The 26,232-nt window shown below is 62.6% G+C and carries 28 protein-coding genes and 1 pseudogene; 19 read left to right on the top strand and 10 right to left on the bottom strand.

Going from position 1 to position 26,232, the window contains the following annotated elements; genetic code table 11:
- Positions 1-82: 82 nt before the first annotated feature.
- Both LOY53_RS18880 and LOY53_RS18875 read right to left on the bottom strand, forming a co-directional pair.
- On the bottom strand, positions 83-421 hold the full coding sequence (locus LOY53_RS18880; RefSeq protein ID WP_252825271.1) for an EscU/YscU/HrcU family type III secretion system export apparatus switch protein: 339 nt from the start codon (positions 419-421) through the stop codon (positions 83-85).
- Positions 418-1,974 (bottom strand): flagellar hook-length control protein FliK, encoded by a 1,557-nt coding sequence (locus tag LOY53_RS18875; protein ID WP_258703132.1) that lies wholly within the window; start codon positions 1,972-1,974, stop codon positions 418-420. The genes LOY53_RS18880 and LOY53_RS18875 overlap by 4 nt, the downstream gene beginning before the upstream one ends.
- A gap of 165 nt (positions 1,975-2,139) precedes the next feature.
- Between LOY53_RS18875 and ccmA the strand changes: the two genes are divergently transcribed.
- From ccmA to LOY53_RS18815, 12 genes are all read left to right on the top strand, one after another.
- The gene (gene ccmA, locus LOY53_RS18870) at positions 2,140-2,772 is read left to right on the top strand and encodes a cytochrome c biogenesis heme-transporting ATPase CcmA (protein ID WP_258703131.1); all 633 of its coding nucleotides are present in this window, start codon (positions 2,140-2,142) and stop codon (positions 2,770-2,772) included.
- On the top strand, positions 2,760-3,437 hold the full coding sequence (gene ccmB / locus LOY53_RS18865; RefSeq protein WP_371097214.1) for a heme exporter protein CcmB: 678 nt from the start codon (positions 2,760-2,762) through the stop codon (positions 3,435-3,437). The genes ccmA and ccmB overlap by 13 nt, the downstream gene beginning before the upstream one ends.
- A 46-nt stretch (positions 3,438-3,483) precedes the next feature.
- Positions 3,484-4,251 (top strand): heme ABC transporter permease, encoded by a 768-nt coding sequence (locus LOY53_RS18860; protein ID WP_027592997.1) that lies wholly within the window; start codon positions 3,484-3,486, stop codon positions 4,249-4,251.
- Positions 4,248-4,424 (top strand): heme exporter protein CcmD, encoded by a 177-nt coding sequence (gene ccmD, locus LOY53_RS18855; protein ID WP_099428656.1) that lies wholly within the window; start codon positions 4,248-4,250, stop codon positions 4,422-4,424. Before LOY53_RS18860 ends, ccmD begins: the two co-directional genes overlap by 4 nt.
- Positions 4,421-4,876, top strand: a complete 456-nt coding sequence (gene ccmE, locus LOY53_RS18850) for a cytochrome c maturation protein CcmE (protein WP_099428657.1) — start codon at positions 4,421-4,423, stop codon at positions 4,874-4,876. Before ccmD ends, ccmE begins: the two co-directional genes overlap by 4 nt.
- A gap of 11 nt (positions 4,877-4,887) precedes the next feature.
- Entirely contained in the window at positions 4,888-6,861 is a 1,974-nt protein-coding gene (locus LOY53_RS18845; protein ID WP_172960407.1) for a heme lyase CcmF/NrfE family subunit, read from the top strand.
- Complete coding sequence (locus LOY53_RS18840) at positions 6,858-7,394, top strand: DsbE family thiol:disulfide interchange protein (RefSeq protein ID WP_027592993.1); 537 nt, start codon at positions 6,858-6,860, stop codon at positions 7,392-7,394. Before LOY53_RS18845 ends, LOY53_RS18840 begins: the two co-directional genes overlap by 4 nt.
- Positions 7,391-7,879, top strand: a complete 489-nt coding sequence (locus tag LOY53_RS18835) for a cytochrome c-type biogenesis protein (RefSeq protein ID WP_258703130.1) — start codon at positions 7,391-7,393, stop codon at positions 7,877-7,879. Before LOY53_RS18840 ends, LOY53_RS18835 begins: the two co-directional genes overlap by 4 nt.
- The gene (ccmI, locus tag LOY53_RS18830) at positions 7,872-9,062 is read left to right on the top strand and encodes a c-type cytochrome biogenesis protein CcmI (protein ID WP_252825268.1); all 1,191 of its coding nucleotides are present in this window, start codon (positions 7,872-7,874) and stop codon (positions 9,060-9,062) included. The genes LOY53_RS18835 and ccmI overlap by 8 nt, the downstream gene beginning before the upstream one ends.
- 12 nt (positions 9,063-9,074) lie before the next feature.
- On the top strand, positions 9,075-9,494 hold the full coding sequence (locus LOY53_RS18825) for a hypothetical protein (RefSeq protein ID WP_027592990.1): 420 nt from the start codon (positions 9,075-9,077) through the stop codon (positions 9,492-9,494).
- 96 nt (positions 9,495-9,590) lie between these two features.
- Positions 9,591-10,529, top strand: coding sequence for a 2-hydroxyacid dehydrogenase (locus LOY53_RS18820; protein ID WP_252825266.1), 939 nt, complete (start codon positions 9,591-9,593; stop codon positions 10,527-10,529).
- Between the two features lie 51 nt (positions 10,530-10,580).
- Positions 10,581-11,369 (top strand): PhzF family phenazine biosynthesis protein, encoded by a 789-nt coding sequence (locus LOY53_RS18815; RefSeq protein WP_252825265.1) that lies wholly within the window; start codon positions 10,581-10,583, stop codon positions 11,367-11,369.
- A gap of 127 nt (positions 11,370-11,496) precedes the next feature.
- On the opposite strand, the gene LOY53_RS18810 is transcribed toward LOY53_RS18815, so the two are convergent.
- On the bottom strand, positions 11,497-12,744 hold the full coding sequence (locus LOY53_RS18810) for an IS256 family transposase (protein WP_258702816.1): 1,248 nt from the start codon (positions 12,742-12,744) through the stop codon (positions 11,497-11,499).
- A gap of 385 nt (positions 12,745-13,129) precedes the next feature.
- On the opposite strand from LOY53_RS18810, the gene LOY53_RS18805 reads away from it, so the two are divergent.
- The 4 genes from LOY53_RS18805 (at position 13,130) to LOY53_RS18790 (ending at position 16,679) form a co-directional block, all read left to right on the top strand.
- Positions 13,130-14,071: a DMT family transporter gene (locus tag LOY53_RS18805; RefSeq protein WP_252825263.1), complete on the top strand. Its 942-nt coding sequence runs from the start codon at positions 13,130-13,132 to the stop codon at positions 14,069-14,071.
- 41 nt (positions 14,072-14,112) lie between these two features.
- Positions 14,113-14,451 carry an FKBP-type peptidyl-prolyl cis-trans isomerase gene (locus LOY53_RS18800; protein ID WP_252825261.1) on the top strand — a complete coding sequence of 113 codons (339 nt, stop codon included), beginning with the start codon at positions 14,113-14,115 and terminating at the stop codon, positions 14,449-14,451.
- 326 nt (positions 14,452-14,777) lie between these two features.
- Entirely contained in the window at positions 14,778-15,440 is a 663-nt protein-coding gene (locus LOY53_RS18795; protein ID WP_252825260.1) for a histidine phosphatase family protein, read from the top strand.
- 45 nt (positions 15,441-15,485) lie between these two features.
- Entirely contained in the window at positions 15,486-16,679 is a 1,194-nt protein-coding gene (locus LOY53_RS18790; protein WP_252825258.1) for a D-amino acid dehydrogenase, read from the top strand.
- A gap of 214 nt (positions 16,680-16,893) precedes the next feature.
- Here LOY53_RS18790 and LOY53_RS18785 read toward each other — a convergent pair whose 3' ends face one another.
- The 3 genes from LOY53_RS18785 to LOY53_RS18775 form a co-directional block, all read right to left on the bottom strand.
- Complete coding sequence (locus LOY53_RS18785; RefSeq protein WP_027592983.1) at positions 16,894-17,622, bottom strand: aspartate/glutamate racemase family protein; 729 nt, start codon at positions 17,620-17,622, stop codon at positions 16,894-16,896.
- 15 nt (positions 17,623-17,637) lie between these two features.
- A complete protein-coding gene (locus LOY53_RS18780) occupies positions 17,638-19,170 on the bottom strand; it encodes an NCS1 family nucleobase:cation symporter-1 (RefSeq protein ID WP_099454914.1) in 1,533 nt (510 codons plus the stop codon).
- 471 nt (positions 19,171-19,641) lie between these two features.
- Positions 19,642-20,079: an Lrp/AsnC family transcriptional regulator gene (locus LOY53_RS18775; RefSeq protein WP_027592981.1), complete on the bottom strand. Its 438-nt coding sequence runs from the start codon at positions 20,077-20,079 to the stop codon at positions 19,642-19,644.
- Positions 20,080-20,213: 134 nt separating this feature from the next.
- Between LOY53_RS18775 and LOY53_RS18770 the strand changes: the two genes are divergently transcribed.
- Positions 20,214-21,110 (top strand): DMT family transporter, encoded by an 897-nt coding sequence (locus tag LOY53_RS18770; protein WP_252825256.1) that lies wholly within the window; start codon positions 20,214-20,216, stop codon positions 21,108-21,110.
- A gap of 31 nt (positions 21,111-21,141) precedes the next feature.
- Positions 21,142-22,068, top strand: a complete 927-nt coding sequence (locus LOY53_RS18765) for a class I SAM-dependent methyltransferase (RefSeq protein WP_252825255.1) — start codon at positions 21,142-21,144, stop codon at positions 22,066-22,068.
- Positions 22,069-22,117: 49 nt separating this feature from the next.
- Here the strand turns inward: LOY53_RS18765 and LOY53_RS18760 are convergent.
- The 3 genes and pseudogenes from LOY53_RS18760 to LOY53_RS18750 form a co-directional block, all read right to left on the bottom strand.
- A pseudogene (locus LOY53_RS18760) lies at positions 22,118-22,348 on the bottom strand (mechanosensitive ion channel protein); the annotation flags it as partial.
- A gap of 139 nt (positions 22,349-22,487) precedes the next feature.
- Positions 22,488-23,486 carry a sulfate ABC transporter substrate-binding protein gene (locus LOY53_RS18755; RefSeq protein WP_252825254.1) on the bottom strand — a complete coding sequence of 333 codons (999 nt, stop codon included), beginning with the start codon at positions 23,484-23,486 and terminating at the stop codon, positions 22,488-22,490.
- A gap of 111 nt (positions 23,487-23,597) precedes the next feature.
- On the bottom strand, positions 23,598-24,419 hold the full coding sequence (locus LOY53_RS18750) for an ion transporter (RefSeq protein ID WP_252825253.1): 822 nt from the start codon (positions 24,417-24,419) through the stop codon (positions 23,598-23,600).
- 146 nt (positions 24,420-24,565) lie between these two features.
- Here LOY53_RS18750 and LOY53_RS18745 point away from each other — a divergent pair, with 146 nt between their 5' ends.
- On the top strand, positions 24,566-25,312 hold the full coding sequence (locus tag LOY53_RS18745) for an RHS repeat-associated core domain-containing protein (protein ID WP_258703129.1): 747 nt from the start codon (positions 24,566-24,568) through the stop codon (positions 25,310-25,312).
- Between the two features lie 4 nt (positions 25,313-25,316).
- Here the strand turns inward: LOY53_RS18745 and LOY53_RS18740 are convergent, their stop codons facing one another.
- On the bottom strand, positions 25,317-26,195 hold the full coding sequence (locus tag LOY53_RS18740) for an urea transporter (protein WP_252825251.1): 879 nt from the start codon (positions 26,193-26,195) through the stop codon (positions 25,317-25,319).
- Positions 26,196-26,232: the final 37 nt, after the last annotated feature.

Genomic DNA, 26,232 nt, shown 5'->3' with positions numbered 1-26,232 from the left:
GTCGGTCTCCGTGATGCGGGAAAAACCACAGGATCGACCGACCGGGCCAGGGTGCGACGGTAGATAATGCTTGCCGGGCGGTTCAGCCCGACTTGCCGGGCAGGCGCGGCAACAACTCGGTGACGTCACGCTCGGGTTTGGTGGAATCGTCAAAGCCTGGTGGCACCCTGCCGCGCAGTTGCCAGGCAAAGGCAATGATTTCGGCGATGGTCAGGTACAGCGCCTCGGGTATCTGATCGCCCAGCTCCAGCCGGGCCAGCAGGCGCACCAGCTCGGCGTTCTCGTAGATCGGCACCTCGTGTTGGCGGGCCAGGGCGAGGATGGCTTCGGCCAGGGCATCGTCGCCCTTGGCGCTGAGGGTGGGTGCCTGTTGGCCGTCGTAGCTCAGGGCAATGGCTTGGCGGGGTGGGTTGAGGCTCATGCGTTTTCGTCCACCCAGCGTTGTTCGACCCGCGTGCGGGGGCCTTGAGGAGGGATGCCGGGGTGGCATTCCAGGTCGCCGACGTCCAGGCCGCGTGCCAGCAGGCGCTCGCGCAGGGTGCCGAGCTGGCTGTCGATCAGCCGTGCGGTGGGTTCACGTTCTGCCCACAGTTGGCCATTCAAGCGGCCCTGGCTCAACTGGGCCTGGACTTGCAGCGGGCCAAGCGGCGCGAGGTCAAAGGCCAGTTCGATGCGCCACAGGGCCTGCAGCGGGTCTTGCGATTCCTGCTGGCGGTCGGCCTGCTGCTGCGGCGTTTCCTCGCGTTGCAGCTTGACTTGCAGCGGGATGAATTCCTGGCCATGGCGAATGGGGACCTCGGTTTGCCAGGTGGTTTGCAGGTTGCCGTTTTCAAGCGTGCCAGTTTGTTGCAGGCTGCTCATGGCGTGGCTTTGCAGGCGCGAGACAGCCGCCGCGGCCAGGCGCAGCAGTTGTTGCAGGTCACCTTCGTCTTCCATGGCCTTGAGCAGCCGTGAGGGCAGCGGAAACGCCCCAGGCTGGGGTTTCGGGCTGACCCGGTCCAGCATGCCCAGCGCCCCGCGGGCCAAGGCCGGCATTGTCAGGGCCAAGGTACTGGGGGCTAGGGCTGGTGCGCCGGGCGTGGTGACCGACGCTTGGGTTACCAGCCTGAGCAGGTGAGCCTTGAGGTCGGTCGCGACGCTTGCTGGCAGGCCGCCCAGCAGCTTCGCTTCAAGGAAGGCGCCGCTGTTGTTCAGGGCCTGGGCGACGGCCTTGGCATCGCCGAGCTGGCGCGCGTCCGGCAGGCCGGCGAGCACGCGGTCGGCCGTCGCACGCAGGTCGCCGTGGGCGCTCGGGTCGCGGGCAAGCTGTTGCAATGCGCTGAGCAGGCCAGGTAACGAGGCCTGACGGTTTTGCTGGGTGAGCAGTTGCTGGGCAATGCTCAGCTGGTCTTGCCGGCCACTGAGTGGCACGAATTGCAGCGACTGGTCGCCTTGCACCCGCGCGCTGAGCAGGCTGCCCACCGGCAGCGGGCGTGGGCTGTCGATGGTCAGGGTGGCGCCGGCCTGGGCACTGTTGAGCAGGCTGACCAGCGAACGGTAACCGGCGGCCTGGCCCTGCGCTTGAAGGATGGGCTGGTTGGTCAGGACCTTGCCTTGCAGCAGGGTGCCGACCGGTACCTTGGCCGTGTCCAGGCGGGTGAGGGTGGCGATGTTGCTGGTGCTGGCCTGTTGCAACAGGATGGCCAGGCGATTGCCTTCGGTTTGACTGACCGTGACCTGGCTGCCCGGGGGCAAGGGCTGGCTGGCACTGGCTTGCAGTTGGGTTTGGGCGCCGTTGGCCTGCATCAGCCGCAGCACGAGCTGGAATTCCCGGCCCAGCTGACGCATCGACAACACCTCGGCCTGCGCTGTTTCGCCCGGGGCCAGCAAGCCGGGTTGTGCTTGCGTGAGGCGCAGCAGTTCGCCGGTCATGCCCGCCTTGATGGCCTGGGCGCTGATCGCGGTTTGTGCGCCGAGACTATTGATTTCAGTCATGATTGTATACAACCTGTCGAACCCGCCCTCTTGGCAGCGAGGCCGTGCATGTAATAATGCCGCCCGTCCGCCACTGCCACTGTAACGGCAGGGAGGGGGGCGACTTGAGACACTGGGTTCAAGATCGGCGATTGGTCTTGAACCCTACACAGATAAGGCGAAACCGTGACCCTTCACCTCCAAGCCGCGGGCCTGGCCTGCGAGCGCGACTGGCGCCTGCTGTTCGAGCACCTGGATTTCGAGCTGCGGCCCGGCGACATGCTGCAGATCAGTGGCCCCAACGGCAGCGGCAAGACTAGCCTGTTGCGCCTGCTGGCCGGGTTGATGCAGCCGACTGCCGGGCAGATTCTGCTCGGTGGCCAGCCGTTGGCCGAACAGCGCCATGCCCTGGCCAGCATCCTGCTGTGGATTGGCCATGCTGCGGGGATCAAGGACCTGCTCACCGCCGAGGAGAACCTCACCTGGCTCTGTGCTTTGCACCAACCTGCCAGCGCCGAGGCGATCTGGGCGGCGCTGGCAGCGGTCGGCCTGCGCGGTTTCGAAGACGTGCCTTGCCATACCTTGTCCGCCGGCCAGCAGCGCCGTGTGGCCCTGGCCCGCTTGTACCTCGAAAGCCCCCCCTTGTGGATTCTCGACGAGCCGTTCACCGCCCTCGACAAACAAGGCGTGGCGCAGCTCGAAGCGCACCTGGCGGCGCATTGCGAGCAGGGCGGCACGGTGGTGCTGACCACCCACCACAGCCTCGAACGCAAACCGTCGGGCTACCGTGAACTGAACCTGGGGCAATGGGCGGTATGAGCGTATTCATCCTGTTGTTGCGCCGCGAAGCGCGCCTGTTGTTCCGCCGCCCGGCCGAGCTGGCCAACCCGCTGGTGTTCTTCGCCATCGTCGTGGCCCTGTTCCCGCTGGCGGTCGGGCCTGAAAGCCAATTGTTGCAAACCTTGTCGCCTGGCCTGGTGTGGGTGGCGGCCTTGCTGGCCGTGCTGCTGTCGCTGGACGGCCTGTTCCGCAGCGATTTCGAGGATGGCTCGCTGGAGCAATGGGTGCTGTCGCCGCATCCGCTGGCGCTCCTGGTATTGGCCAAGGTGCTGGCGCACTGGATCTTTTCCGGCCTGGCGCTGGTATTGTTGGCGCCACTGTTGGCACTGATGCTGGGGCTGCCGAGCCATTGCCTGCCGGTGCTGCTCGCCTCGTTGCTGCTGGGGACGCCCGTGCTGAGCCTGTTGGGCGCGGTGGGTGCGGCGCTGACGGTCGGTCTTAAACGCGGTGGTCTGCTGCTGGCATTGCTGATTCTGCCGTTGTATATCCCTGTATTGATCCTGGGCAGTGGTGCGTTGCAGGCGGCGTTGCAAAATATGCCAGCCACCGGCCATCTGCTCTGGCTTGCCAGCCTCACGGCCCTGGCGGTGACACTGGCACCCTTTGCGATAGCGGCCGGCCTGAAGATCAGCGTCGGCGAATAACGAGTCCTGGGCTCTCAAGCCTGGCTAATACCCTGGATGTACCCTGATGAAAATGAGTTGGACGTGGTTCCACAAGCTCGGTTCCCCCAAATGGTTCTATGCCATCAGCGGCCGTATGTTGCCGTGGCTGGCCATTGCCTCCCTCGCGCTGTTGCTGGTGGGCATCACCTGGGGCCTGGCATTCGCGCCCCAGGACTACCAGCAGGGCAACAGCTTCCGCATCATCTACATCCATGTGCCGGCGGCGATGCTGGCGCAGTCCTGCTACGTGCTGTTGGCGGTGGCCGGGGTGGTGGGGCTGGTGTGGAAGATGAAACTGGCCGACGTCGCCCTGCAGTGCGCAGCGCCGATCGGCGCCTGGATGACCGCCGTGGCGCTGGTCACCGGTGCCATCTGGGGCAAGCCGACTTGGGGCAGCTGGTGGGTGTGGGATGCCCGCCTTACGTCGATGTTGATTCTGCTGTTCCTGTACTTCGGCATCATTGCGCTGGGCCAGGCAATCAGTAATCGTGACAGCGCGGCCAAGGCCTGTGCGGTGTTGGCGATTGTCGGCGTGATCAACATCCCGATCATCAAGTACTCGGTGGAGTGGTGGAACACCCTGCACCAGGGCGCCACGTTCACCCTGACCGAAAAGCCGGCGATGCCTGCCGAAATGTGGTTGCCGCTGCTATGCACGGCGCTGGGTTTCTACTGCTTCTTCGGCGTGGTGCTGTTGATGCGCATGCGCCTTGAGGTGCTCAAGCGCGAGGCACGCGCCAGTTGGGTCAAGGAGGAAGTATTGAACAGCCTGGGGCGGAGGGCCGCACGATGAGTTTTGCCTCGTTCGGCGATTTTCTCGCCATGGGCCACCATGGCCTGTACGTGTGGACGGCCTATGGCATCTGCCTGGCGGTGCTGGCGCTGAATGTCGCCGCGCCGCTGCTGGCCCGCCGTCGCTACCTGCAAGAAGAGGCGCGCCGTTTGCGCCGGGAGAACAACCAGTGAATCCGCAGCGCAAGAAACGCCTGTTGCTTATCGTCGGCCTGTTGGTCGGTGTCGGGATTGCCGTCGGCTTTGCCCTGAGCGCCTTGCAGCAGAACATCAACCTGTTCTACACGCCGACCCAGATCGCCAACGGCGAGGCGCCGCAGGATACCCGTATCCGTGCCGGTGGCATGGTCGAAAAAGGCTCGGTGCAGCGTTCGGCCGACTCGCTCGACGTGCGCTTCGTGGTCACCGACTTCAACAAGTCGGTGCCGATCACCTACCGCGGCATCCTCCCCGACCTGTTCCGCGAAGGGCAGGGCATCGTTGCCCTGGGCAAGCTCAATGCCGAGGGCGTGGTGGTGGCCGATGAAGTGCTGGCCAAGCACGACGAAAAATACATGCCGCCCGAGGTCACCAAGGCCCTGAAGGAGAGCGGCCAAGCCGCCGCCGGCGCGGAGGCGAAACCATGAATGCGGCACTGGTGATACCCGAACTCGGCCAGTTGGCGATGATCCTGGCCATCTGCTTCGCCGCCGTGCAGGCCAGTGTGCCGCTGTTAGGCGCTTGGCGCGGCGACAGCCTGTGGATGAGCCTGGCACGCCCGGCAGCCTGGGGGCAATTCGCCTTCCTGACCTTCGCTTTTGCCTGCCTCACCCATGCCTTCATGACCGACAACTTCTCGGTCGCCTACGTCGCCAGCAACTCCAACAGCGCCTTGCCCTGGTACTTCAAGTTCAGTGCCGTGTGGGGCGCGCACGAGGGTTCGTTGCTGCTCTGGGCGTTGATCCTGGGCGGCTGGACTTTCGCCGTGTCGGTGTTCTCGCGTCAGCTGCCGCAAGTGATGCTGGCCCGTGTGCTGGCGGTAATGGGCATGATCAGCGTGGGCTTCCTGAGCTTTTTGATCATCACCTCCAACCCGTTCCAGCGCCTGCTGCCGCAAGTGCCGACCGATGGCCGTGACCTCAACCCGTTGCTGCAGGACATTGGCCTGATCGTCCACCCGCCGATGCTGTACATGGGCTACGTGGGCTTCTCGGTGGCCTTTGCCTTCGCCATCGCCGCCTTGCTTGGCGGGCGCCTTGATGCCGCCTGGGCGCGCTGGTCGCGGCCGTGGACCATCGTCGCTTGGGCCTTCCTTGGCGTGGGCATCACCCTGGGCTCATGGTGGGCTTACTACGAGCTGGGTTGGGGCGGCTGGTGGTTCTGGGACCCGGTGGAAAACGCCTCGTTCATGCCGTGGCTGGTGGGCACAGCCTTGATCCACTCGCTGGCGGTGACCGAGAAGCGTGGCGTGTTCAAGAGCTGGACCGTGCTGTTGGCGATCGCAGCCTTCTCATTGAGCCTGTTGGGCACCTTCCTGGTCCGTTCCGGGGTGCTGACCTCGGTGCATGCCTTTGCCGCTGACCCGTCACGCGGCGTGTTCATCCTGATCTTCCTGCTGTTCGTGGTGGGTGGCTCGCTAACCCTGTTCGCCCTGCGTGCGCCGGTGGTCAAGAGCCAAGTCGGCTTTGCCCTGTGGTCGCGCGAGACGCTGCTGTTGGCCAATAACCTGGTGCTGGTGGTGGCGGCCTCGATGATCCTTTTGGGCACGCTGTACCCCCTGGTACTTGATGCCCTGACCGGGGCCAAGCTGTCGGTCGGCCCGCCTTACTTCGATGCGTTGTTCCTGCCGCTGATGGCACTGCTGATGGTGGTGCTCGGGGTGGGCGTGGTGGTGCGTTGGAAGGACACGCCCGGCAAATGGCTGGCAAGCATGATGACCCCGGTCCTGATCGGCAGTGCAGTGCTTGCCCCGGTCGCCGGCTTCATCGTCGACGACTTCGACTGGCCCACCCTGACAGCCTTTGCCCTGGCGGCCTGGGTCGTGCTCAGCGGGTTGCGTGATGTGCTCGACAAGACCCGCCACAAGGGCCTGGCCAAAGGCATGCGTGGCCTTACCCGCAGCTACTGGGGCATGCAGCTGGCGCACCTGGGCTTGGCGGTGTGCGCACTGGGCGTGGTGTTGTCGAGCAACAACAGTGCCGAACGCGACCTGCGCATGGCGCCGGGCGAAAGCGTGGAGCTGGGCGGTTATCACTTCCTGTTCCAGGGTGCCAAGCATTTTGAGGGGCCGAACTTCATTTCCGACAAGGGCACCGTGGTGGTGTCTCGCGACGGTCGCGAAGTGACCACGCTGCACCCCGAGAAGCGGCTGTACACCGTGCAGCAGTCGATGATGACCGAAGCCGGCATCGACGCTGGCTTCACCCGCGACCTCTACGTGGCCTTGGGCGAGCCGCTGGAAAACGGCGCCTGGGCGGTGCGTGTGCATATCAAGCCTTATGTCCGCTGGATCTGGCTGGGCGGTCTGCTGACCGGCCTGGGCGGGTTGCTGGCGGCCCTCGACCGGCGTTACCGCGTCAAGGTCAAGACCCGGGTGCGTGATGTCCTGGGCGTGTCTGGAGCAGCTGCATGAAGCGTTGGATCATGGTGGTGCCACTGGCGGTGTTTCTGCTGGTGGCGGTTTTCCTCTACAAAGGCTTGTTCCTCAAGCCCGACGAGCTGCCCTCGGCGATGATCGGTAAGCCCTTCCCGGCGTTTTCCCTGGCCTCGGTGCAGGGCGACCGTAACCTGACCCAGGCCGACCTGTTGGGCCGCCCGGCGCTGGTCAACGTGTGGGGGACCTGGTGCCCGTCGTGCAAGGTCGAGCACCCGTACCTGAACCAGCTGGCCGAGCAGGGCGTGGTCATCCACGGGGTCAACTACAAGGACGACAATGGCGCGGCGCTGAAGTGGCTGGCCGAGTTCCACAACCCCTACCAACTGGATATCCGCGACGAGCAGGGCACCCTGGGCCTGGACTTGGGCGTGTATGGCGCGCCGGAAACCTTCCTGATCGACGCCAAGGGCATCATCCGCTACAAGCACGTGGGCATTGTCGATGCCAGCGTCTGGCGCGAACAGCTGGCGCCGCTGTACCAGGGCCTGGTCGATGAGGCCAAGCCATGAAGCGCGGGCTGGCAGCTGCCGTACTGGGGTTGGCCCTGGGCTTGGGCGTGGCGGGCGTGGCCAGGGCGGCCATCGATACCTACCAGTTCCGCGATGACGCCGAGCGTGAGCGGTACCAGCAACTGACCAAGGAACTGCGCTGCCCGAAGTGCCAGAACCAGGACATCGCCGACTCCAACGCACCGATTGCCGCCGACCTGCGCCGCGAAATCTTCCGCATGCTGGGCGAAGGCAAGAACAACGAGCAGATCGTCGACTTCATGGTCGACCGCTATGGCGACTTCGTGCGCTACAAGCCCGCGCTCAGCGGGCGCACCTGGCTACTGTGGTTCGGCCCGGGGATCCTGCTGGTCGGTGGCTTCGTGGTGCTGCTGGTGATCGTTCGCCGCCGCCGCGGTGCCGCGGCCCAAGGTGCGCAAGAGTTGTCCGTCGACGAACGCGAGCGTCTCGCTAAACTGCTGGAAAAAGAACAGACCCATGATTGAATTCTGGCTTAGCGCGGGCCTGCTGCTGCTCGCTGCCCTCAGCTTTCTGCTGATCCCGATCCTGCGTGGCCGTCGCCGTCAGCAAGAGGAAGACCGCACCGCCCTGAACGTCGCCTTGTACCAGGAGCGCGTGGCCGAACTGGCTGCGCAGCAAGCCGCTGGCGTGCTCGATGACGTGCAATTGGCCAAGGGCCGTGACGAAGCGGCCCGTGAACTGCTGGCGGACACCGAAGGTGGCGAGGCCGCGCGCCAAGGCCATCTGGGCAAAGCGCTGCCATTGGCGGCGGCGGTGTTGGTGCCGCTGATGGCCTTAGGGTTGTACTTGCACTTTGGCGCGGCTGACAAGGTCGAACTGACCCAGGAATTTGCCCAGGCGCCCAAGACCATGGAAGAGATGACTACCCGCCTTGAGCGTGTGGTGAAGGCCCAGCCGGATTCGGCAGAAGCCCTGTATTTCCTTGGGCGTGCCTACATGGCCGAACAGCGCCCGGGCGATGCGGCACGCACCTTCGAACGTGCCGTGGCCCTGGCGGGCCGTCAGCCCGAGTTGCTGGGGCAATGGGCCCAGGCGCAGTACTTTGCCGCCGACAAACAGTGGAACCCGCAACTGCAGGCGTTGACCGATGAAGCCCTCAAGGCTGACCCGAACGAAGTGACTAGCCTGGGCCTGCGCGGCATTGCTGCGTTCGAGGGTGAGCGTTACCAGGAAGCCATCGACTATTGGAAGCGCCTGCTGGCACAACTGCCTGAAGGCGATGCCTCGCGCGCCGCCTTGCAAGGCGGTATCGACCGGGCTGCCGAGCGGCTGGGCGGTGAGCCTGGCCAAACTGTCACACCGGTGGCGGCCCGGCTGAAGGTGCGTGTGGAGCTGGCAGCGGCGCTCAAAGACAAGGTCAAGCCCGACGACACAGTGTTCATTTTCGCCCGTGCCAGTCATGGCCCGCCCATGCCCGTGGCCGCGAAGCGGGTGACCGTGGCGCAGTTGCCGATCGAGGTGGAGTTGTCCGATGCCGACGCGATGATGCCGCAGATGAAACTGTCGGACTTTACTGAAGTCCAACTCGTTGCCCGTGTGTCGCGTGCCGGCCAGCCCACTCATGGCGAGTGGATCGGCCAGGGTTCGCCACTGGCCACTGCCACCCAGGCCACGCAACACCTGACCATCGACAGCCCAGACCCGTAAGAGAGCATTGCCATGCACAGCACCGTCCGCCTGACCCTGATCACCCTGGCCCTGGGTTTGTCCGCGTGTACGGTGCATGAACCTTACGAGCAGCCCGCGCCACCGATCGAGCGGCTACCGCCGCACCAGGGGCCGGTGGTCAAGCCGTTGCCGGGCGGGCAGCCTTCGACCCAGCCGAGCAAACCCGCAGCGACGCCCAAGCCGATGCCCCGCACGTCCGCCAGCTTTGCACCGCCACCGGGCGGTTCCAGCCATTGGGACCCTAAACTGGGCGTCTACGTGCTGGAGAAAAAACCCAACACCTTCTACCGCCAGCGCACCTACTACCGCTACGACGGGGGCTGGAGCTGGTCACTGAGCCCCGATGGCCCATGGCAGGACACCGACAGCAGCGGTGTACCCGGTGGCCTTGGGCGGGCGTTCGCCCAGTAACTTGCCCGGTACAGTACAGTTTTCTGCTGATTTATCGATTGACTGTACCGCCCGCTGATTACGCATAATGCCCCTTCGATCAGACGCGGAGGTGGCATGAGCAAGACAGTCCTGGTGTTGGTGGAAACCGTCGACGATTACCTGCCTCTGCTGGAACAGGCGGGTTATCGACTGATCCGCGCACCGTCGCCGCAACTGCGTACCGAAGCCATCCAGCGCCACGCCCGCGAAATCGATGCCGTGCTCACCCGGGGCCCATTGGGCCTGACCGCCGCAGAAATCGAGGCGCTGCCCCACTTGCAGATCATCTGCGTGATCGGTGCCGGCTACGAGCAGGTCGACCTGGCCGCCGCCGCCGCGCGCGGTATCACGGTGACCAACGGTGCTGGGGCCAATGCCGCCGCGGTCGCCGACCATACCTTGGCAATGGTGCTCGCGCTGTTGCGCGACATTCCCCGTGCCGATGCCAGTACCCGCCGTGGCGAGTGGAACCGTGTGATCAGCCCATCGGTGAGCGGCAAGCGCCTGGGCATTCTCGGCCTGGGCGCGGTGGGGCTGGCGATCGCCAAGCGTGCCAACCTCGGCTTCGACATGAGCATCAGCTACCACAGCCGCACGCCGCGCCCGGATGTGCCGTACACCTGGTACGACAGCCCGCTGCACCTGGCCAATGCCGTCGACATTCTGGTTGTGGCCACGCCAGGGGGCGCCTCTACCCATCACTTGGTCGATGCACCGGTACTCGAAGCCCTCGGCGCCGAAGGCTACCTGGTGAACATCGCCCGTGCCAGCGTGGTGGACACCCAGGCCCTGGTGGCGGCACTGGCGAGCGGCCAGCTTGCCGGTGCCGCTCTGGACGTCTTTGACGACGAGCCGGCAGTGCCCGATGCCCTCAAGGCGCTCTGCAACACGGTGCTGACGCCCCACGTGGCGGGCCAGTCGCCGGAGGCCGCGCGCGACACGGTGACGTTGGTCGTGCGCAATTTGCAGGCGTTCTTTGCCGGTGAGCCGGTGCTCACCCCGGTACGAAACTGACTCTTTTCACCCATGAGCCCGGCAGCGGCCTGGCCAACAAGGAGTGTGTGCATGCAACTCGAGATCTTCCAGGTCGATGCGTTTTCCACTGAGCCTTTCGGTGGCAACCCGGCGGCAGTCATCCCGCTGGACAGCTGGCTGCCGGACGATGTGCTGCAACGCATCGCCGAAGAGAACAACCTGTCCGAAACCGCTTATTTCGTGCGTAACGGTGAGGCATACGACCTGCGTTGGTTCACCCCGACAGTCGAGGTCGACCTGTGCGGCCATGCCACCTTGGCCTCGGCCTATGTGTTGTACGAGCAGTTGGGTGTGCAGGCGCCCGTGTTGCGGTTCAATACCCGCAGTGGCGAGTTGCGTGTCAGCCGCGGCGCCGACGGGCTGCTGGCGATGGACTTCCCAGCCAAGCAGCCGGAAGCGGTGGAGGCCCCAGCGGGCCTGCTGGAGGCGCTGGGCCTGAGCAGTGCGCGTGCGGTGTACCGCAGCGATGACTTGGTGGTGGTGATTGATGACGCGTCGTTGTTGGACCCGTTGAAACCCGATTTTGTCGCCCTGTCGGCCTTTGACGTGCGCGGGGTCGCCGTGACTGCGGCGGGGCGTGGGTTTGATTTTGTCACCCGCTGGTTTGGCCCGCGGGTGGGCGTGAACGAGGACCCGGTAACAGGCTCGGCGCACACTTCGCTGGCGCCGTTGTGGGCCGAACGGTTGGGCAAGAATGTGCTGAGCTGCGAGCAGGGTGGGGTGCGCAAGGGGCAGCTGCTGTGCGAGGTGCCGGGCAATGGACGGGTGATTATCAGCGGGCGGGCGGCGTTGTATCTGCGGGGGCAGGTGTTTATCTGAGGGATGTTTTTGGTGCATGAGGTGCATGCCTTTAGGTTTGCAGCGCCTGTGAGATCGAGCGCCGCCGAGAGTGTCAGTTTTTTTGTGTGCGGGCCGATAACGGCCTGCCGTCAGGCAGGCCATGCTTTTACCAGGTCGGCCTGATAAATCGATCTCCGTACAGAATCGCAAATTGATTCATCGCACTCTTCCAGTCATGAGCCGCCGAGCCCCAGTTTGCCGTGATGTTACGCAGCCCAAGCCAGATCAGCTTGGTCGCTGCGTCATCCGTCGGGAAGTGGCCTCGGGTCTTGATGATCTTGCGTAGCTGAGCGTTGATGCTTTCGATAGCGTTGGTCGTATACATCACTTTTCGAATCGCAGGCGGGAAGACAAAGAATGGAATCACTCGATCCCAGGCTCGTCTCCAGGCCGCCACCACCGTTGGGTATTGCTTACCCCAAGGGCCATTTTCAAAGGCATCCAGTGCTTGCTCAGCCGCTTCTGCGTTGATGGCCTGATAGATCGGTTTTAGCGCCTTGGCCAGCTCACGGCGCTTGTCCCACGCCGCGTAATCGAGGCTGTTGCGGATCAAGTGGACGATGCATGTTTGCAGCGTTGTTGCCGGAAATACTGCGCTTAGCGCCTCTGGCATGCCTTTGAGACCGTCGGTCACGGCGATCAGCACGTCCTCTACGCCGCGGGTCTTGAGGTCGTTGAAGACCTTCATCCAAAACTTCGCACCCTCGGTGTTTTCGATCCAGATACCAAGAATATCGCGCGTTCCATCGGGTAAAACACCCAGCGCCAAGTAAATCGCCTTGTTGCGGACAAGGCCTTCTTCTCGGATCTTGACCCGCAGCGCATCGAAGAAAATGACTGGGTACATCGGCTCAAGCGGTCGCTGTTGCCACGCACCAATTTCCTCCATCACCTCGTCTGTGACTGAGCTGATGAAGTCATGGGAAACATCCGTCCCGTATTGCTCAGAGAGGAAAGCGCGGATTTCTCGAACGGTCATGCCTCGGGCATACATGGCGATGATCTTGTCATCAAAACCGGTGTAACGCCGCTCATGCTTGGGGATCAGAATGGGGGCAAAACTGCCATCCCGATCACGGGGAATCTCCAGCCGCAGCGGGCCATCCCCCGTCAAAACCGTCTTGCCCGTTTTACCATTGCGCTGGTTGGTTTCATCCTCTGGGCGCTGCGCGCCCGGCGGATACCCCAGGTGGTGACCGAGCTCGGCACTCAATGCTCGCTCGATCAAGGCCTTCTTGAAGGCCGCAGAAGCGTCTTCGATAGCCTCTGCGGTCATCAGCCCCTCACCGAACTGTTCGAGCAGCTCCTTGGGGATTTTTGGTAGGTCACGAAGGGGTTTCTTTTTGGTTGGCATACATGCACCTCTTACTCATGTTATGCCCGAACACAAAATTTCTGACACCCCCGCGCCGCCCGCGCGGCGCTTCGCAGCACAAGGCTGCTCCTACATCTGTTTCCGGCCAGTCACGCCTGTGGGGGCGGCGCGCGACCGCCTTGTTGGTCCGACGCGATATCATGGTGTGCGCCAAGGGGCCGCGCGCCAATGCCCCAGGACTAATTGGCCCGAAACAAATGTAGGAGCAGCCTTGTGCTGCGAAGCGCCGCGCGGGCGGCGCTCGATCTCCCAGGCGCTGCAAACCCCAAGACATGCCCCCGCAACCCCACCCCCATCCCCCAAATCATTGCCTCCCCCCCGCACAACCAGTAGCCTGCGCTCAATTCAAACGAGGATCGCAGACGTGAGACGCGGTGTGATGTACGCCGGCATGGCCGGTGCGTTGTGGGGCATGGTGTTGATGGCCCCTGAGCTGCTGCCTGAGTTCAACCCGATGCTGCTGAGCAGCGTGCGCTATGTCATGGTCGGGGTCATCTCGCTGATGCTGGCTCTGCCCATGGCCCGCCAGCTGCGTCAGCTAACCCTGCACGACGTGTGGATGCTGCTGCGCCTGGCCGTCATCGGCAACTTGGTTTATTTCGTCTTCCTGGTGGCCGCCATCCAGCGTCTGGGCGTGGCGCCAGCTTCACTGATTGTTGGCGTACTGCCGCTGACCATCACCCTATACGGTCGCAACGACAGTGGCGCGGTACCGCTGGCGCGGCTAGTCGGCCCGTTGGTGCTGATTCTGGCGGGCATGCTGTGCATCAACCTGGAGACGTTCGCCTTCGCCCCCGGCGACATCGGCGACAAGCTCCTGGGCCTGTTCTACGCTTTGGCCGCCCTGGCCTGCTGGACCTGGTACGCGGTACAGAACAGCCGTTACCTCAAGCAATGCGGGCATTTCGACAGCCATCAGTGGTCGGTGCTGTGTGGGGTGATGACCGGGCTGGCCAGCCTGGTGATGGTCGCAGCCCTGGCCCTATGGCAGCCGCAACAGTTGCAGGTGGACGCGCCGATGGCGCGCTGGTGGTTGTTCTGGGCGGCCAGCCTGGGCTGCGCGGTGCTGGGTTCGTGGTTGGCCATGGCGCTGTGGAACGCCGCCTCCAAGCGCCTGCCACTCACCCTGAGCGGCCAACTGATTGTCTTCGAAACCCTGTTCGCCCTGCTTTATGCCTTCCTTTGGCGGCAGACCGGGCCGAGCGTGCTAGAGGCGGCAGCGATCATACTGGTGATCGGCGGCGTGCTGTGGTCCATGCGCCAGCACGGAACGCCGCGAGAACTTGCCAAACCGGTGCATACCTGAGAAAAGGGCGGCTTTGATTTTTTCAGCGTTGGAGCATGCCCATGAGCAGCGAACTGCAGATCATCGACCTCGTCGAAGGCGACGGTAAAGCCGCCGTCAAAGGCGCCCTGATCACCACCCAGTACACCGGCTGGCTGGCCGACGGCAGCACGTTCGATTCATCCTGGTCGCGCGGCAAACCCTTCCAGTGCGTGATCGGCACGGGACGCGTGATCAAAGGGTGGGACCAAGGCCTGATCGGCATGCGCGTTGGCGGCAAACGCAAATTGCAGGTGCCGGCGCACCTGGGTTACGGCGAGCGCAGTGTGGGGGCGATCCCGCCGAATTCGGATTTGACGTTTGAGATTGAGCTGCTGGAAGTGCTGACGCGGGATGATTGAGATATTGATGAGTTTTTGCGGGTGTATGCCTTGAGGTTTGCAGTGCCTACGAGATCGAGCGCCGCCCGCGCGGCGCTCGGTCTTGTAGGCGTCAGATCATTCACGCCATACATACAGGGTATACATAATTCAGCAACACACATCCTCTAACGTTGCCCTTGCCTAGGGAACGGCAATCACGCTCAGGGAGGAACCAAACGGGTTGACGGCACTCTGACCCTCACTCGTTGCCAGGGATGGCACTCACTACAAGGACGCCCTGCGGCTGCGGCGCAGGGCAACGTGGCGGGTCAACCCGATTTTCTCTGCCACAAGAGCCTGCCTTGATGAAGTTGCCAACCTTTCTCCGCCGTCGTCGCCACTTGCTGTTGAGCCTGGCGCTCACGGCCGTGGCCATACCGCTGGCGCTGGATGCTGTCGAAAGCCGTGCGCAGCCGGTCGATGGCACCCAGACTCTGGTCTTCCTGCGCCACGCCGAGAAACCGGGCGAGGGGCTCGGGCAACTGAACTGCCAAGGCCTCAACCGGGCATTGGACTTGGCCACGCTGCTGCCAGAACGTTTTGGCAATGCCGACTACGTGTTCGCTGCCAACCCGTCACGGCATGTCGAGGAAGGCAGCAAGGACGAGAGCTACAGCTATATCCGCCCATTGATGACTATCACCCCCAGCGCCATCCGCCAGGGCCTGCCGGTGAACATCGATTACGGTGCCAACGACACCGACGCGCTGGCCGAAGAGTTGCTGAGCGACAAATACCGCAACGCGACGGTCTACACCGCCTGGTCCCACGGCTACCTGCCAGAGCTCATCAATACCGTGGCTGGCAAGGCCCTGGGCGAGGAGCGGGTGATTACCGAGGACTGGAACGGCGACGATTTCGACACCCTGTATGTGCTCACGCTGACCTGGCACGACGGCAAGGCCAGCCTGCTCAGCCGCAATGTGCGGCAGGGCCTCAATGACGGTGCCCATAGCTGTCCGAGCTGATGCGCTGCTACTGTTTGGGCAAGGAAGCCGAAACAGGGGCCATGCATGAAGCACGAGGTGACGGTCATTGGAGGGGGTGTCATTGGCCTGGCGACGGCCTATGCGCTGGTGCGCGAAGGGCTGTCGGTAGCACTGATCGAGGCGCGGGACAGCCTGGCGTCTGCCACCAGTTTCGCCAATGGCGGGCAGTTGTCGTACCGCTATGTGGCGCCATTGGCCGATGCCGGTGTGCCGTGGCAGGCACTGGGCTGGATGTTGCAGGGGGATTCGCCGCTGCGTTTGCGGTTGCGATTTGACTCGGCGCAGTGGCGTTGGTTACTGGCGTTCATGATGGCCTGTCGCAGCCGTGTCAATGCTCGCAATGGCGCACAGCTGTTGGCGTTGGCGCTGGAAAGCCAAGCCGCCCTGGCGCGCTGGCGCGAGGAGGGTGGGCTGACGGATTTTGCCTGGCGGCGTAACGGCAAGCTGGTCGCCTTTCGCAGTGAGCGGGCGTTCGCCGAAGCGCGTAGGCGCCTGCTCGATCCAGTCAGCCAACGCGTGCTCGATGCCGTCGAGCTCAAAACCCTGGAGCCGGCCTTGGCCGGGGCGCCGTTCGTGGGGGGCGTGCTCACACCTGATGAAGAAGTCGCTGACTGTCACCGCTTCTGTGTGCGCCTGGCCGAGCGCTTGCGCGCCTCCGGGCAGTGCCAGTTTTTGCTCGGTAAGCCTGTGACTCAGCTGGTCGCACATCACGATCAGGTGGTTGCGTTGCAACTGGGCAGCGAGCAGGTAGATGTGCAGCGCCTGGTGCTGTGTGCGGGGCATCGCAGTGCGGGGTTGGCGCTACCGGGGTTGAGGTTGCCGGTCTATCCGCTGAAGGGCTACAGCTTGACTGCGCCGATTACCCCGGAGCATCGGGCACCGGAGGTCAGTGTTACCGACTACGAACGCAAGATCGTTTATGCGCGCCTTGACCGCCAACTGCGGGTGGCGGCGATGGTGGATATCGTCGGCTACGACGAATCGGTGGATGCGCGCCGACTCGACAGCATGCGCCGGCTGGCGCTGGATACGCTGCCCAACGCCGCCGACTACGGGCAGGCGGTGGAATGGGCGGGGATGCGGCCAGCGACGCCTACCGGGGTGCCGATCATTGGGGCTACGGCTTATCGAAACCTGTGGCTGAACGTGGGGCATGGGGCACTGGGTTTTACGTTGGCCTGTGGCAGTGGGGAGCGGTTGGCCAGAATGTTGCGCTGACTGGACCGGCCCTATCGCTGGCAAGCCAGCTCCCACCTGAACTATGTAGCCTCCAAGTTTAGCGCCGCCCCTGTGGGAGCTGGCTTGCCAGCAATGAGGCCGGAACAAGCACCACAAGACAGTTGCTCCCACAGGTGTCTCAGAACCTTCCGGCCTGTGATCATCCTGTGGGAGTCGGCTAGCCGGTGATAGGGCCGCTTAAGGCACCTGAATCTTACCGCCCGAAGCGCATCGGCCAGCCCACCACTTTCTTCACCCTCGGCGTGGCATAGGTCCGCACCTTGGACGTACTCAACCCCATCCGCACCAACGACTCGGCAATGGTCACCGCTGCGCTCACACCGTCCACCACCGGCACGCCGGTGCGTTGACGGATCTGCTCATCCAGCCCCGCCATGCCACCACAACCCAGGCAAATCACCTCGGCCTTGTCGTCGCGCACAGCGCGCTCAGCCTGCTCGACGATAGCTTCGACGGCGCGCTGTGGGTCGGCTTCCAGCTCGAGCACGGCCAGGCCACTGGCGCGCACCGACGCGCAGCGGTCGTACAGGCCGGAAAGCCGCAAGCGGTCTTCGATCAAGGGCACGGTGCGGTCCAGGGTGGTCACCACCGAGTAGGCGTGGCCCAAGTACATCGCCGTGCTGGCGGCGGCATCAGTGATGTCCACCACGGGGACGTTCAACAGCTCTTGCAGGCCTTCGCGGCCGTGCTCACCGTAGCCGGCCTGAATCACTGCATCGTAGGGGCCATCGTAGGCCAGCACCCGGTCCATCACCGCGATGGCCGCCAGGTAGCTTTCAAAGTTGCCCTCCACCGACTCGGCGCCAAACCACGGGGTCAGGCCGATGATTTCGGTACCTGGCGCGGCAACGGCGCGCGCCTGCTCGGCGATGGCCTCGGTGATGGCTTCGGTGGTGTTGACGTTGGCAATCAGAATACGCATGGCAGTTCTCCCTGATCAGTGGCTGCTGTGGTCAACGGCGATGCACTCACCGCTGACATCCAGGTAGTGGCGGTTGCGTGGCGCGATCAGCAGGTAAAGGGCCGCGGCGATGCCGGCACCGATCAGCCAAGAGAACGGCGCCACGCTATGGAAGTTGGGTACCAGGGCGAGCACGATGGCCAGCACTGCGGCCGGCACGAAGGCGGCCACGGCACGCAGGTTGATGCCCTTGGTGTAGTGATAGGCGCCAGCCGGGTCTTCGCTGTACAGCTGCGGCACGTTGATGCAGCCTTTGCGCAGCAACCAGTAGTCGGCCATGATCACCCCGTACAGCGGGCCCAGCAGGGCGCCCAGGCCCGACAGGAAGTACACGATCACCAGCGGGCTGTTGTACAGATTCCAGGGCAGAATCAGCACGGCGAGGGTGGCGCTGATCAGCCCGGCGCGACGGAAGTTCAGGTGGCGTGGCGCCAGGTTGCTGAGCACGAAAGCCGGGGCGACGAAGTTGGCCATGATATTCACGGCCACCGTGACGATCAGGAAGGCCAGGCAACCCAGGACCAGGAAGGGGGTATTGGGGATGCTGGCGACGATCTGCGTCGGGCTGTCGATGATCTGGCCGTTGATCTGGAACTGCGCGCCGCACAGCACCACGGTGATCATCGCGAACACCAGGATGTTCACCGGCAAGCCCCAGAAGTTACCGACGCGGATGGTCTTGCGGCAGGGCGATGAGCGGGCGAAGTCGCAGAAGTTGAGCACCAGGGTGCCGTAGATCGCCAACCACAGGGCACCGCCCGCGAAGATGTTGCGCCACATCTCGTAACCGGTCAGCGGCGCCGCCACCGACCAGGCGATTCGCGCGTCGGCCTTGAAGTACATGAACACCGCCAGGCTGGCGACGGTAAGCAGGATTACCGGGCCGGCGAAGGCCTCGTAGCGGCGCACCATCTCCATGCCGTAGGCGAGGATCACCAACTGCACCAGCCAGATCGCCACGAAGCAAACCCAGCCCAGGCTCGACAGGCCAAGGATGCTGTCCTGGTCGTGGACGCCCAGTTGCGGCCACACGGCGGTCAGCAGCACGCGCAGCACCACCGAGGCCAGGTAGGTTTGGATGCCGAACCAGGCAATGGCAATGACCGCGCGGATCAACGCCGGTATTTGCGCGCCATGGATACCGAAGGCAATGCGGCTGATGACCGGAAACGGTACGCCGGTCTTTTGCCCCATGTAACCAGACAGGTTCATGAAGAAGTACACCAGCGCCGCACCAATGGCCAGCGACACCAGTATCTGCCAGCCGCCCAGCCCGAGGGCGAACAGCCCCATGGCGAACGAGTAGTTGGCGATGTTGTGCACATCGTTGGTCCATAACGCAAAGATGCTGTAACCACCCCAGCGCCGACCTTCGGCGCGTGTCGGGGCGAGGTCGCGGTTGTGCAGGCGCGGGCTCAGTTCAAGTGCTGGCGCAGGGCCGGCAAGTGTGGAGATGGGGTTGCTGCTGGCGACGGAAAGTTCAGGGGCAAGGTCGAGGCTTGTACGCATTCCGGCAGGCTCCTGATGCACGTGGACTGCGATGAGCGGGCAATGCGCACGGGCTCGCCATCTCGTCGGTGCAGCGTTGGCATCACTGGGTTCTGGGCGCGGCGGCCGACGGGTAGGGCGGCGTCGCGGGTTCTTGTGTATTTATGTTTTGTCTAACTTGTATACAAAACACGAACACACAAAAGCGAGTTCCATGCCAGCCGAAAAGCGACGTTCAAGTTGCCATTGTTTTGATTTCGTCTTGTTTAACGCTAACTAAATGAAATTAAGGAAATAAAATTTGACCAACTTAACAGCTTTTATTTTTTGATCGTTTTGTTAGTTGATCAATTGGTCAAAATTAGTGGCGTGGAGGGTGTAACGTATTGGGGCGCGGTTGTGAAAAGTGCACACAAAAATGGCACCTATTGTGACATTACTGTGTACAAAAAATAGTCAGCTTTTGCCTGTGCCTACCACGTCGACGCAAGTTCAGCCCATCGGCGGCAGGCGTCGCTTCACCGGGCTCTTCTTGATGATCGCGGTGTTGGTTTCGGCCAGCACATTGATCCGGTCGAGCAGGGTGTCGAGCTGTTCCATCGAGCGCACATGCAAACGCGCAATGAAGCAGTCCTCGCCGGTCACCTTGTCGCATTCGGTGAATTCAGGGATCGCAATGATCTGCCGCTCCACTTCCTGCAACTGCCCCGGCAGCGGGCGGATACGCACGATCGCCTGCAACTGGTAACCGAAACTGCGCGGGTCGACATCCACGGTGTAACCGCGCAAGACGCCGCGCTCTTCCAGGCGGCGCAGGCGCTCGCTGACGCTGGGGGCAGACAAGCCACTGATCTGCGCCAGGGCCTTGAGTGAGCGCCGCGAGTCTTCCATCAACGCGTTGATCAGCAGTTGGTCGATAGCATCGGTCATGCTTAACCTCATCAGGCTATTCGGGTGATTTGCCTTGATAGTAAAGGCAAGCTGGCGGATACGCCTTTGATATCCGCTGGAAGGTCCCCTGCCACCCTTTGCATACTGTTGCCATTATCAATGGGAGGTGTGAGATGGACAGTTCATTGCGCCGTGGTTCGCTGGAAATGGTCGCTGCCATGCTGATTTCCGGGACCATCGGCTGGTTCGTGCTGGTGTCGGGCCAGCCAGTACTCGACGTGGTGTTCTGGCGGTGCGTGTTCGGTACCGGTACGCTGCTGGTGATCTGCGCGGCCTTGGGCTTTCTCAAACCAGGTGTGATCGGCCGCACGGCGTTTCTGCTGGCGATTGCCAGCGGCGTGGCCATCGTCGGCAACTGGGTGTTGCTGTTCGCCTCCTATTCACGCGCTTCGATCGCCATCGGCACCGCTGTTTACAACGTCCAACCGTTCATGCTGGTGGGCCTGGCGGCCGTGTTTCTGGGCGAGAAGATCACCTTGCCCAAGGTCACCTGGTTGAGCGTCGCCTTCCTTGGCATGCTGGCAATCGTCAGCGCCCACGGCGCGGGGCAGGGCAGTGGCGAGGATTACCTGCTGGGTATTGGCCTGGCGCTGGGCGCGGCGTTTTTGTATGCAATCGCTGCGTTGATCATCAAGCGCCTCAAAGGCACACCACCGCACCTGATTGCATTGATCCAGGTTGCCACCGGTGTTTTGCTTCTGGCGCCGTGGGTCAAGCTGGGTGGGTTGCCGGGTGAGACCTCGGCATTGACCAGCCTGGTGACCCTCGGCATCGTTCATACCGGGGTGATGTATGTGCTGCTGTACAGCGCTATTCAGCGCTTGCCCACGGCACTGACCGGCGCGCTGTCGTTCGTTTACCCGATTGCGGCAATTCTTGTCGACTGGGTGGCCTTTGGGCACCGGCTGGCGCCGTTGCAATGGCTGGGCGTGGCACTGATTCTGCTGGCAGCGGCGGGGATGCAGCAAGGTTGGTGGTTCCGTTCGGCGCCCGTTGCGACCAAAGGGTAGAATGTTCCCTTTTACGTGCTTGCGACCCGCCATGACTTCACCGATCCAGACCCTCGAACAGCATCTGCTTACTGCCCTTGACCCCGCCCCACAGGAAACCCGTCGCCTGTTCCACGGCCGTGGCCGCTGCTGGCCGGGCCTTGAGCAGGTGACGGTGGACTGGCTGCAAGGCGTGCTGTCGGTGGCGCTGTTCCGTGAGCCGCCTGAAGGCCAACTGGCGGAGCTGGAGGCCATGCTGCGTGACCTCGCCCAGCGCCCGCAATGGCATGGCCAGGCCATCCTCATCCAGCACCGCTACCTGCCGGACAGCCCCGGCCAATGGCTGTGGGGCGAGCCGTGCCAGCAGCGGGAGGTCGTCGAGGACGGCCTGACTTACCTGCTGGACCTGGGCGTACGTCAGAACAATGGCCTGTTCCTGGACATGCGCTATGGCCGACACTGGGTGCGCGAACAGGCAGCAGGCAAGCGGGTGCTCAACCTGTTTGCTTATACTTGCGGCTTTTCGGTAGCGGCCATTGCGGGTGGGGCGGAGCAGGTAGTGAACCTGGACATGGCCAAGTCGGCGTTGTCCCGCGGGCGAGACAACCACCGGCTCAATGGCCACGATGCGTCACGGGTAGCGTACCTGGGGCACGAGCTGTTCAAGTCCTGGGGCAAGGTGCGTAAATACGGGCCCTATGACCTGATCATCATCGACCCGCCCACCTTCCAGAAGGGCAGCTTTGTGCTGACCCAGGATTACGCGAAGATTCTGCGGCGGTTGCCGGAGCTGCTGAGTGAGGGCGGGACCGTGCTGGCCTGTGTGAACGACCCGGGGATCGGGCCGGCGTTTTTGATCGAGGGCATGGCCGAGCAGGCGCCGACGTTGGCCTTCGTCGAGCGGCTGGAGAACCCGCCGGAGTTTCCTGATGCGGATCCGGCTGGGGGCCTTAAAGCCTTGGTATTCCGGCAGGGTTGAGGCTTGCTTTGCCGGCCCCTTCGCGGGCAAGCCCGTCTCACAGGAACAGCTCAACATTCGAGCGCAGCAATAGAGCCCCTGTGGGAGCGGGCTTGCCCGCGAAGATCAGCGCCAGCGACTGGTCCACATCGCTGTCGTAGGTGAATTGCAGCGAGAAAAACGCATAGGCGAACTGCCGCGACTGGTTGGTAACCGCCTTGATCTGGCCAAACGGCACCGAGTGCACGAACCCCTTGCCGTCGCGCAGGCGCAGGGTTCGGATGGTCAGGCAGGCAGCCGAGCAGCAGGGTGGTGAGGTAGCGCAGCACTGGAGTACTCCTGGGCCGGGATGAGCGGGGCAGGGTTACTCCAGAAACTGAGCCGTTCAGCGTCGCGAAAGTTCGATGAGCGTGTGCAAGGGTCAGCGATTACCGTGCAGCTTACTGTCCGCTGTAAATCTGGTCGAACACGCCACCGTCGTTGAAGTGGGTCTTCTGCACGGTACGCCAGTCACCAAAGGTTTTTTCCACCGACAGGAAGTCCACTTTCGGGAAGCGGTCGGTGTACTTGGCCAGCACCGCCGGATCACGTGGGCGCAGGTAGTTGTTGGCGGCAATTTCCTGTGCCTCTGGCGACCACAGGTACTTCAGGTATTCCTCGGCCACGGGCTGGGTACCTTTTTTCGCCACCACCTTGTCGACCACGCTTACCGGTGGCTCGGCTTCGGCGGACACACTTGGGTAGACCACTTCGAACTGGTCGCGGCCGAACTCGCGGGCGATCATTTCGGCTTCGTTTTCGAAGGTCACCAGCACGTCGCCGATCTGGTTGGTCATGAACGTAGTGGTCGCCGCGCGGCCACCGGTATCCAGCACCGGCGCCTGTTTGAACAGCTTGCCGACGAAATCGCGGGCCTTGGTCTCGTCACCGCCTTGCTTGAGCACATAACCCCACGCCGAGAGGTAGGTGTAACGGCCGTTACCCGAGGTTTTCGGGTTGGGCACGATCACTTGCACGCCATCCTTGAGCAGGTCGGGCCAGTCTTTCAGTGCCTTGGGGTTGCCTTTGCGCACGATGAACACGGTGGCCGAGGTGAACGGCGCGCTGTTGTTCGGCAGGCGAGTGACCCAGTTGTCTGGCACCAGCTTGCCGTTGTCGACCAGGGCGTTGATGTCGGTGGCCATGTTCATGGTGATGACATCGGCCGGCAGGCCGTCGATCACCGCTCGCGCTTGCTTGCTCGAGCCGCCGAAGGACATCTGCACATTGACCTTCTCGTTGTGCTCGGCTTCCCAGTGTTTCTGGAAGGCCGGGTTGTAGTCCTTGTAGAAGTCGCGCATCACGTCGTAGGAGACGTTGAGCAGGGTCGGGGCGGCTTGGGCGAGGTTGCCAAGGGCCAGGCCTGCGGCGAGCAGCGAGGCGGTGAAGAGTTTTTTCACGTTGCTTCCTTGTTCTTGAGAAGTTATGGGCAGATAGCCAGCGACTATAGCGGCTGGCTTTGCAGGGGATAAAGAATAAAAAATACTTTGGTTATGCCGCTACAGGCAGCATCACTGCTTGGGAAACAGCCCATTGCCACACCGCGAGCAGAATGACGCATCGTGTTCGTGGCTGCTCTTGTGGCAGGTTGGGCAGTCATGCTGCAACTGCTCCCCACGCATGGCATTGGCCAATTCTGCGGTAAAGATGCCGGTAGGCACGGCGATGATCGAATAACCGGTGATCATCACCAGTGACGACAGCACCTGCCCCAGCGGCGTCTTCGGCACGATATCGCCAAAGCCCACCGTGGTCAGGGTGACAATGGCCCAATAGATGCCTTTGGGAATGCTGGTAAAACCATGCTCCGGCCCTTCGATCACGTACATCAAGGTGCCGAACACGGTCACCAAGGTCGAGACAGTGACCAGGAACACAATGATCTTCTGCTTGCTGCCCCGCAGCGCGGCCATCAGGTAATTGGCCTGCTTGAGGTACTGGCCAAGCTTGAGCACGCGGAAGATCCGCAGCATGCGGATGATCCGGATGATCAGCAGGTATTGCGCGTCGCTGTAATAGAGGGCGATGACACCGGGTACGATCGCCAGCAGGTCGACCAGGCCGTAGAAGCTGAAGGCGTAGCGCAGGGGCTTGGGCGAGCAGTACAGGCGCGTGAGGTATTCGGCTAGGAAGATCGCGGTGAAGCCCCATTCGATGCCCGCCAGCAGGCCGGCGTAGCTTTGGTGCACCTCGTCGATGCTGTCGAGGATTACTGTGACCAGGCTGGCGAGGATGATCAGTAGCAAGGTCTTGTCGAAGCGGCGGCCAGCTACGGTGTCGGTCTGGAAGACCATGATGTAGAGGCGTTCGCGTAAGGATTGCGAGGTGGACATGGCTTGAGTTCCGAAGGTCAAGCGGTAAGCCTAGAAGGTCTCTGCCCACGTCTGCAACGAGTGAACTAGTAAAACTGCTAGTTCCCTGGAGAGCAGTGGCTAGAGCACAATGGTGTGAAATGGGACAGATAGCTGAGCGAACGGCTATGGGTGAGCAAAGCATGGCGATTCGGGCGTTGTCGTACACCGCTTATGGGCATTCTTGCCCACCACAAAGCCTCTTGTTGGGGTTCAATGGTGAGCCAAAAATAAGGAATTCACATGCATATGCCTTGGGCAATGGGCATCGGTTCTATACCCCAATTCTTATGCGGTTCTGCAGCCCCGATGCTTTTAGTCCCTTTGAAAAAGGTGGGTTGAATGCTTACTGCTATTGCGAAGGTGACCCGATAAACAATACTGACCCATCCGGTCAAGGCATAAATGGGCTCAAGGCTGAGTTTAAACGCCTCAACATACCTGAGTTGTTAAGGCCTGGCGTCAAAGCCTATTTCAAAAATAAACCTTCAGAAACGGTTTATCATGTGGCGTTCGAAGAGGTTGGCTACCAAATTAAAAAGTTCTCGAAGGGAAATTATCAGGCGACTATGATTGATGGGATGGGCGCCACTCTGAAGGAGGTGGATCAGCTAAAATCCACCATCGCTGGATATGAAGCTCAGAGCCAGTGGCTAGAACAGCAGATGCAAGCACTTCAAAACCAAGTCATAGCACTGGTGGAGCAAAAAAACCTTCCGAAGCCTCTTCAGCCGCTGCCTGCGTCATCTCAGCCGCTGCCTGCGTCATCTCAGCCGCTGCCTGCGTCATCTTTGACACCTCCTCCGCGGCCACCAAAAGCTCGTCATCTGGCATCTGACGCAGCCTCCTTGCGGAAACCTCTCAATCCGCCGTAGACCTTCACTCAGCTCGATAATTGATGGGGGCTGTTTTTCGTTTTCTTTGACCTAGATGGTCTGCCACATGTATCAGCCAGCAGGCCGCAACGAATGGTGCAGTCAGGCCAGGCACAGGCAGCAATTTGAACAGGGTTTGCAGCAGCAGGGCTAGCGCAATTGCCAGCAGCGTCACCCAGGGACGCTCTCCTTGCCTGCTGAACGCCAGTGCCGCCAATGCAGCGTTGAAACCGTACAGACCCATCCATGCAGCCTGCGTTTGATCGGCCAGAAGGGCCACGCCTGCGCCGATGGCAGAGCCAATCACTGCCCAGGTTGCTGCGTAGGGGTTGGCAAGGTACATCCCGATTACGATCAGCAGGCCAGCCATTGGCTTGTCGAGCAAGAACACCTGGCCCACACCACGCAGCAGTGCATAAAGCGGGTCGGCTTCGACAGAGGGTACTGTCGAGGGGGCGGCCAGCAACAGGGTGCCCCAGCCCAGCAACACAAACGGTGCCGTATAGGCGATCAGCAACTTGCCACCGCGCTTGCGCCACTGGTGGGTGATGATGCTCGACAGCCCACCGGCTGCGAGGATCAGCGGCGGCATGATCGCTGACCACGGCAGTGCCGCACTGATCAGGATGCCGATCAGCACGCCGTTGTAACAGTACAACCCGGCCTGGCGGTCGGCGCGGTCGTAGCCGCGGCGCTGGGCGGTGAGCAGGCCAGCAAGGGCGCCGAGCAGGGCGCCGCCGACCAGGTTGGGGGCGGTCAGCAGGATGGCCAGCAGGCAGCACAGGCCGCACAAGGGGTTGCGCAGCAGCAGCACCTGGCTGAAGCCGTTGAGCAGCGCCGTGGCCCAGTCGGGGCACGGGTTGACGAAATTTTTGGTGTACATGGGCAGTCATTGAGGTTGAGGTTTAAGCGGTGGGCCT

It is taken from the genome of Pseudomonas sp. B21-031 (genome assembly GCF_024748985.1).
Taxonomy (GTDB): Bacteria; Pseudomonadota; Gammaproteobacteria; order Pseudomonadales; family Pseudomonadaceae; genus Aquipseudomonas; species Aquipseudomonas kermanshahensis.
This window is presented reverse-complemented; position numbering and strand designations above follow the sequence as displayed.

Coding starts and splice junctions, on each gene's coding strand:
- ccmI (WP_252825268.1), top strand. CDS start 7,872: ATGATTGAATTCTGGCTTAGCGCGGGCCTGCTGCTGCTCGCTGCCCTC.
- LOY53_RS18820 (WP_252825266.1), top strand. CDS start 9,591: ATGAGCAAGACAGTCCTGGTGTTGGTGGAAACCGTCGACGATTACCTG.
- LOY53_RS18835 (WP_258703130.1), top strand. CDS start 7,391: ATGAAGCGCGGGCTGGCAGCTGCCGTACTGGGGTTGGCCCTGGGCTTG.
- ccmD (WP_099428656.1), top strand. CDS start 4,248: ATGAGTTTTGCCTCGTTCGGCGATTTTCTCGCCATGGGCCACCATGGC.
- LOY53_RS18860 (WP_027592997.1), top strand. CDS start 3,484: ATGAAAATGAGTTGGACGTGGTTCCACAAGCTCGGTTCCCCCAAATGG.
- LOY53_RS18795 (WP_252825260.1), top strand. CDS start 14,778: ATGAAGTTGCCAACCTTTCTCCGCCGTCGTCGCCACTTGCTGTTGAGC.
- LOY53_RS18875 (WP_258703132.1), bottom strand. CDS start 1,974: ATGACTGAAATCAATAGTCTCGGCGCACAAACCGCGATCAGCGCCCAG.
- LOY53_RS18765 (WP_252825255.1), top strand. CDS start 21,142: ATGACTTCACCGATCCAGACCCTCGAACAGCATCTGCTTACTGCCCTT.
- ccmB (WP_371097214.1), top strand. CDS start 2,760: ATGGGCGGTATGAGCGTATTCATCCTGTTGTTGCGCCGCGAAGCGCGC.
- LOY53_RS18840 (WP_027592993.1), top strand. CDS start 6,858: ATGAAGCGTTGGATCATGGTGGTGCCACTGGCGGTGTTTCTGCTGGTG.
- LOY53_RS18800 (WP_252825261.1), top strand. CDS start 14,113: ATGAGCAGCGAACTGCAGATCATCGACCTCGTCGAAGGCGACGGTAAA.
- LOY53_RS18775 (WP_027592981.1), bottom strand. CDS start 20,079: ATGACCGATGCTATCGACCAACTGCTGATCAACGCGTTGATGGAAGAC.
- LOY53_RS18785 (WP_027592983.1), bottom strand. CDS start 17,622: ATGCGTATTCTGATTGCCAACGTCAACACCACCGAAGCCATCACCGAG.
- LOY53_RS18750 (WP_252825253.1), bottom strand. CDS start 24,419: ATGTCCACCTCGCAATCCTTACGCGAACGCCTCTACATCATGGTCTTC.
- LOY53_RS18780 (WP_099454914.1), bottom strand. CDS start 19,170: ATGCGTACAAGCCTCGACCTTGCCCCTGAACTTTCCGTCGCCAGCAGC.
- LOY53_RS18810 (WP_258702816.1), bottom strand. CDS start 12,744: ATGCCAACCAAAAAGAAACCCCTTCGTGACCTACCAAAAATCCCCAAG.
- LOY53_RS18880 (WP_252825271.1), bottom strand. CDS start 421: ATGAGCCTCAACCCACCCCGCCAAGCCATTGCCCTGAGCTACGACGGC.
- LOY53_RS18740 (WP_252825251.1), bottom strand. CDS start 26,195: ATGTACACCAAAAATTTCGTCAACCCGTGCCCCGACTGGGCCACGGCG.
- LOY53_RS18815 (WP_252825265.1), top strand. CDS start 10,581: ATGCAACTCGAGATCTTCCAGGTCGATGCGTTTTCCACTGAGCCTTTC.
- LOY53_RS18790 (WP_252825258.1), top strand. CDS start 15,486: ATGAAGCACGAGGTGACGGTCATTGGAGGGGGTGTCATTGGCCTGGCG.
- LOY53_RS18825 (WP_027592990.1), top strand. CDS start 9,075: ATGCACAGCACCGTCCGCCTGACCCTGATCACCCTGGCCCTGGGTTTG.
- LOY53_RS18745 (WP_258703129.1), top strand. CDS start 24,566: ATGGGTGAGCAAAGCATGGCGATTCGGGCGTTGTCGTACACCGCTTAT.
- LOY53_RS18770 (WP_252825256.1), top strand. CDS start 20,214: ATGGACAGTTCATTGCGCCGTGGTTCGCTGGAAATGGTCGCTGCCATG.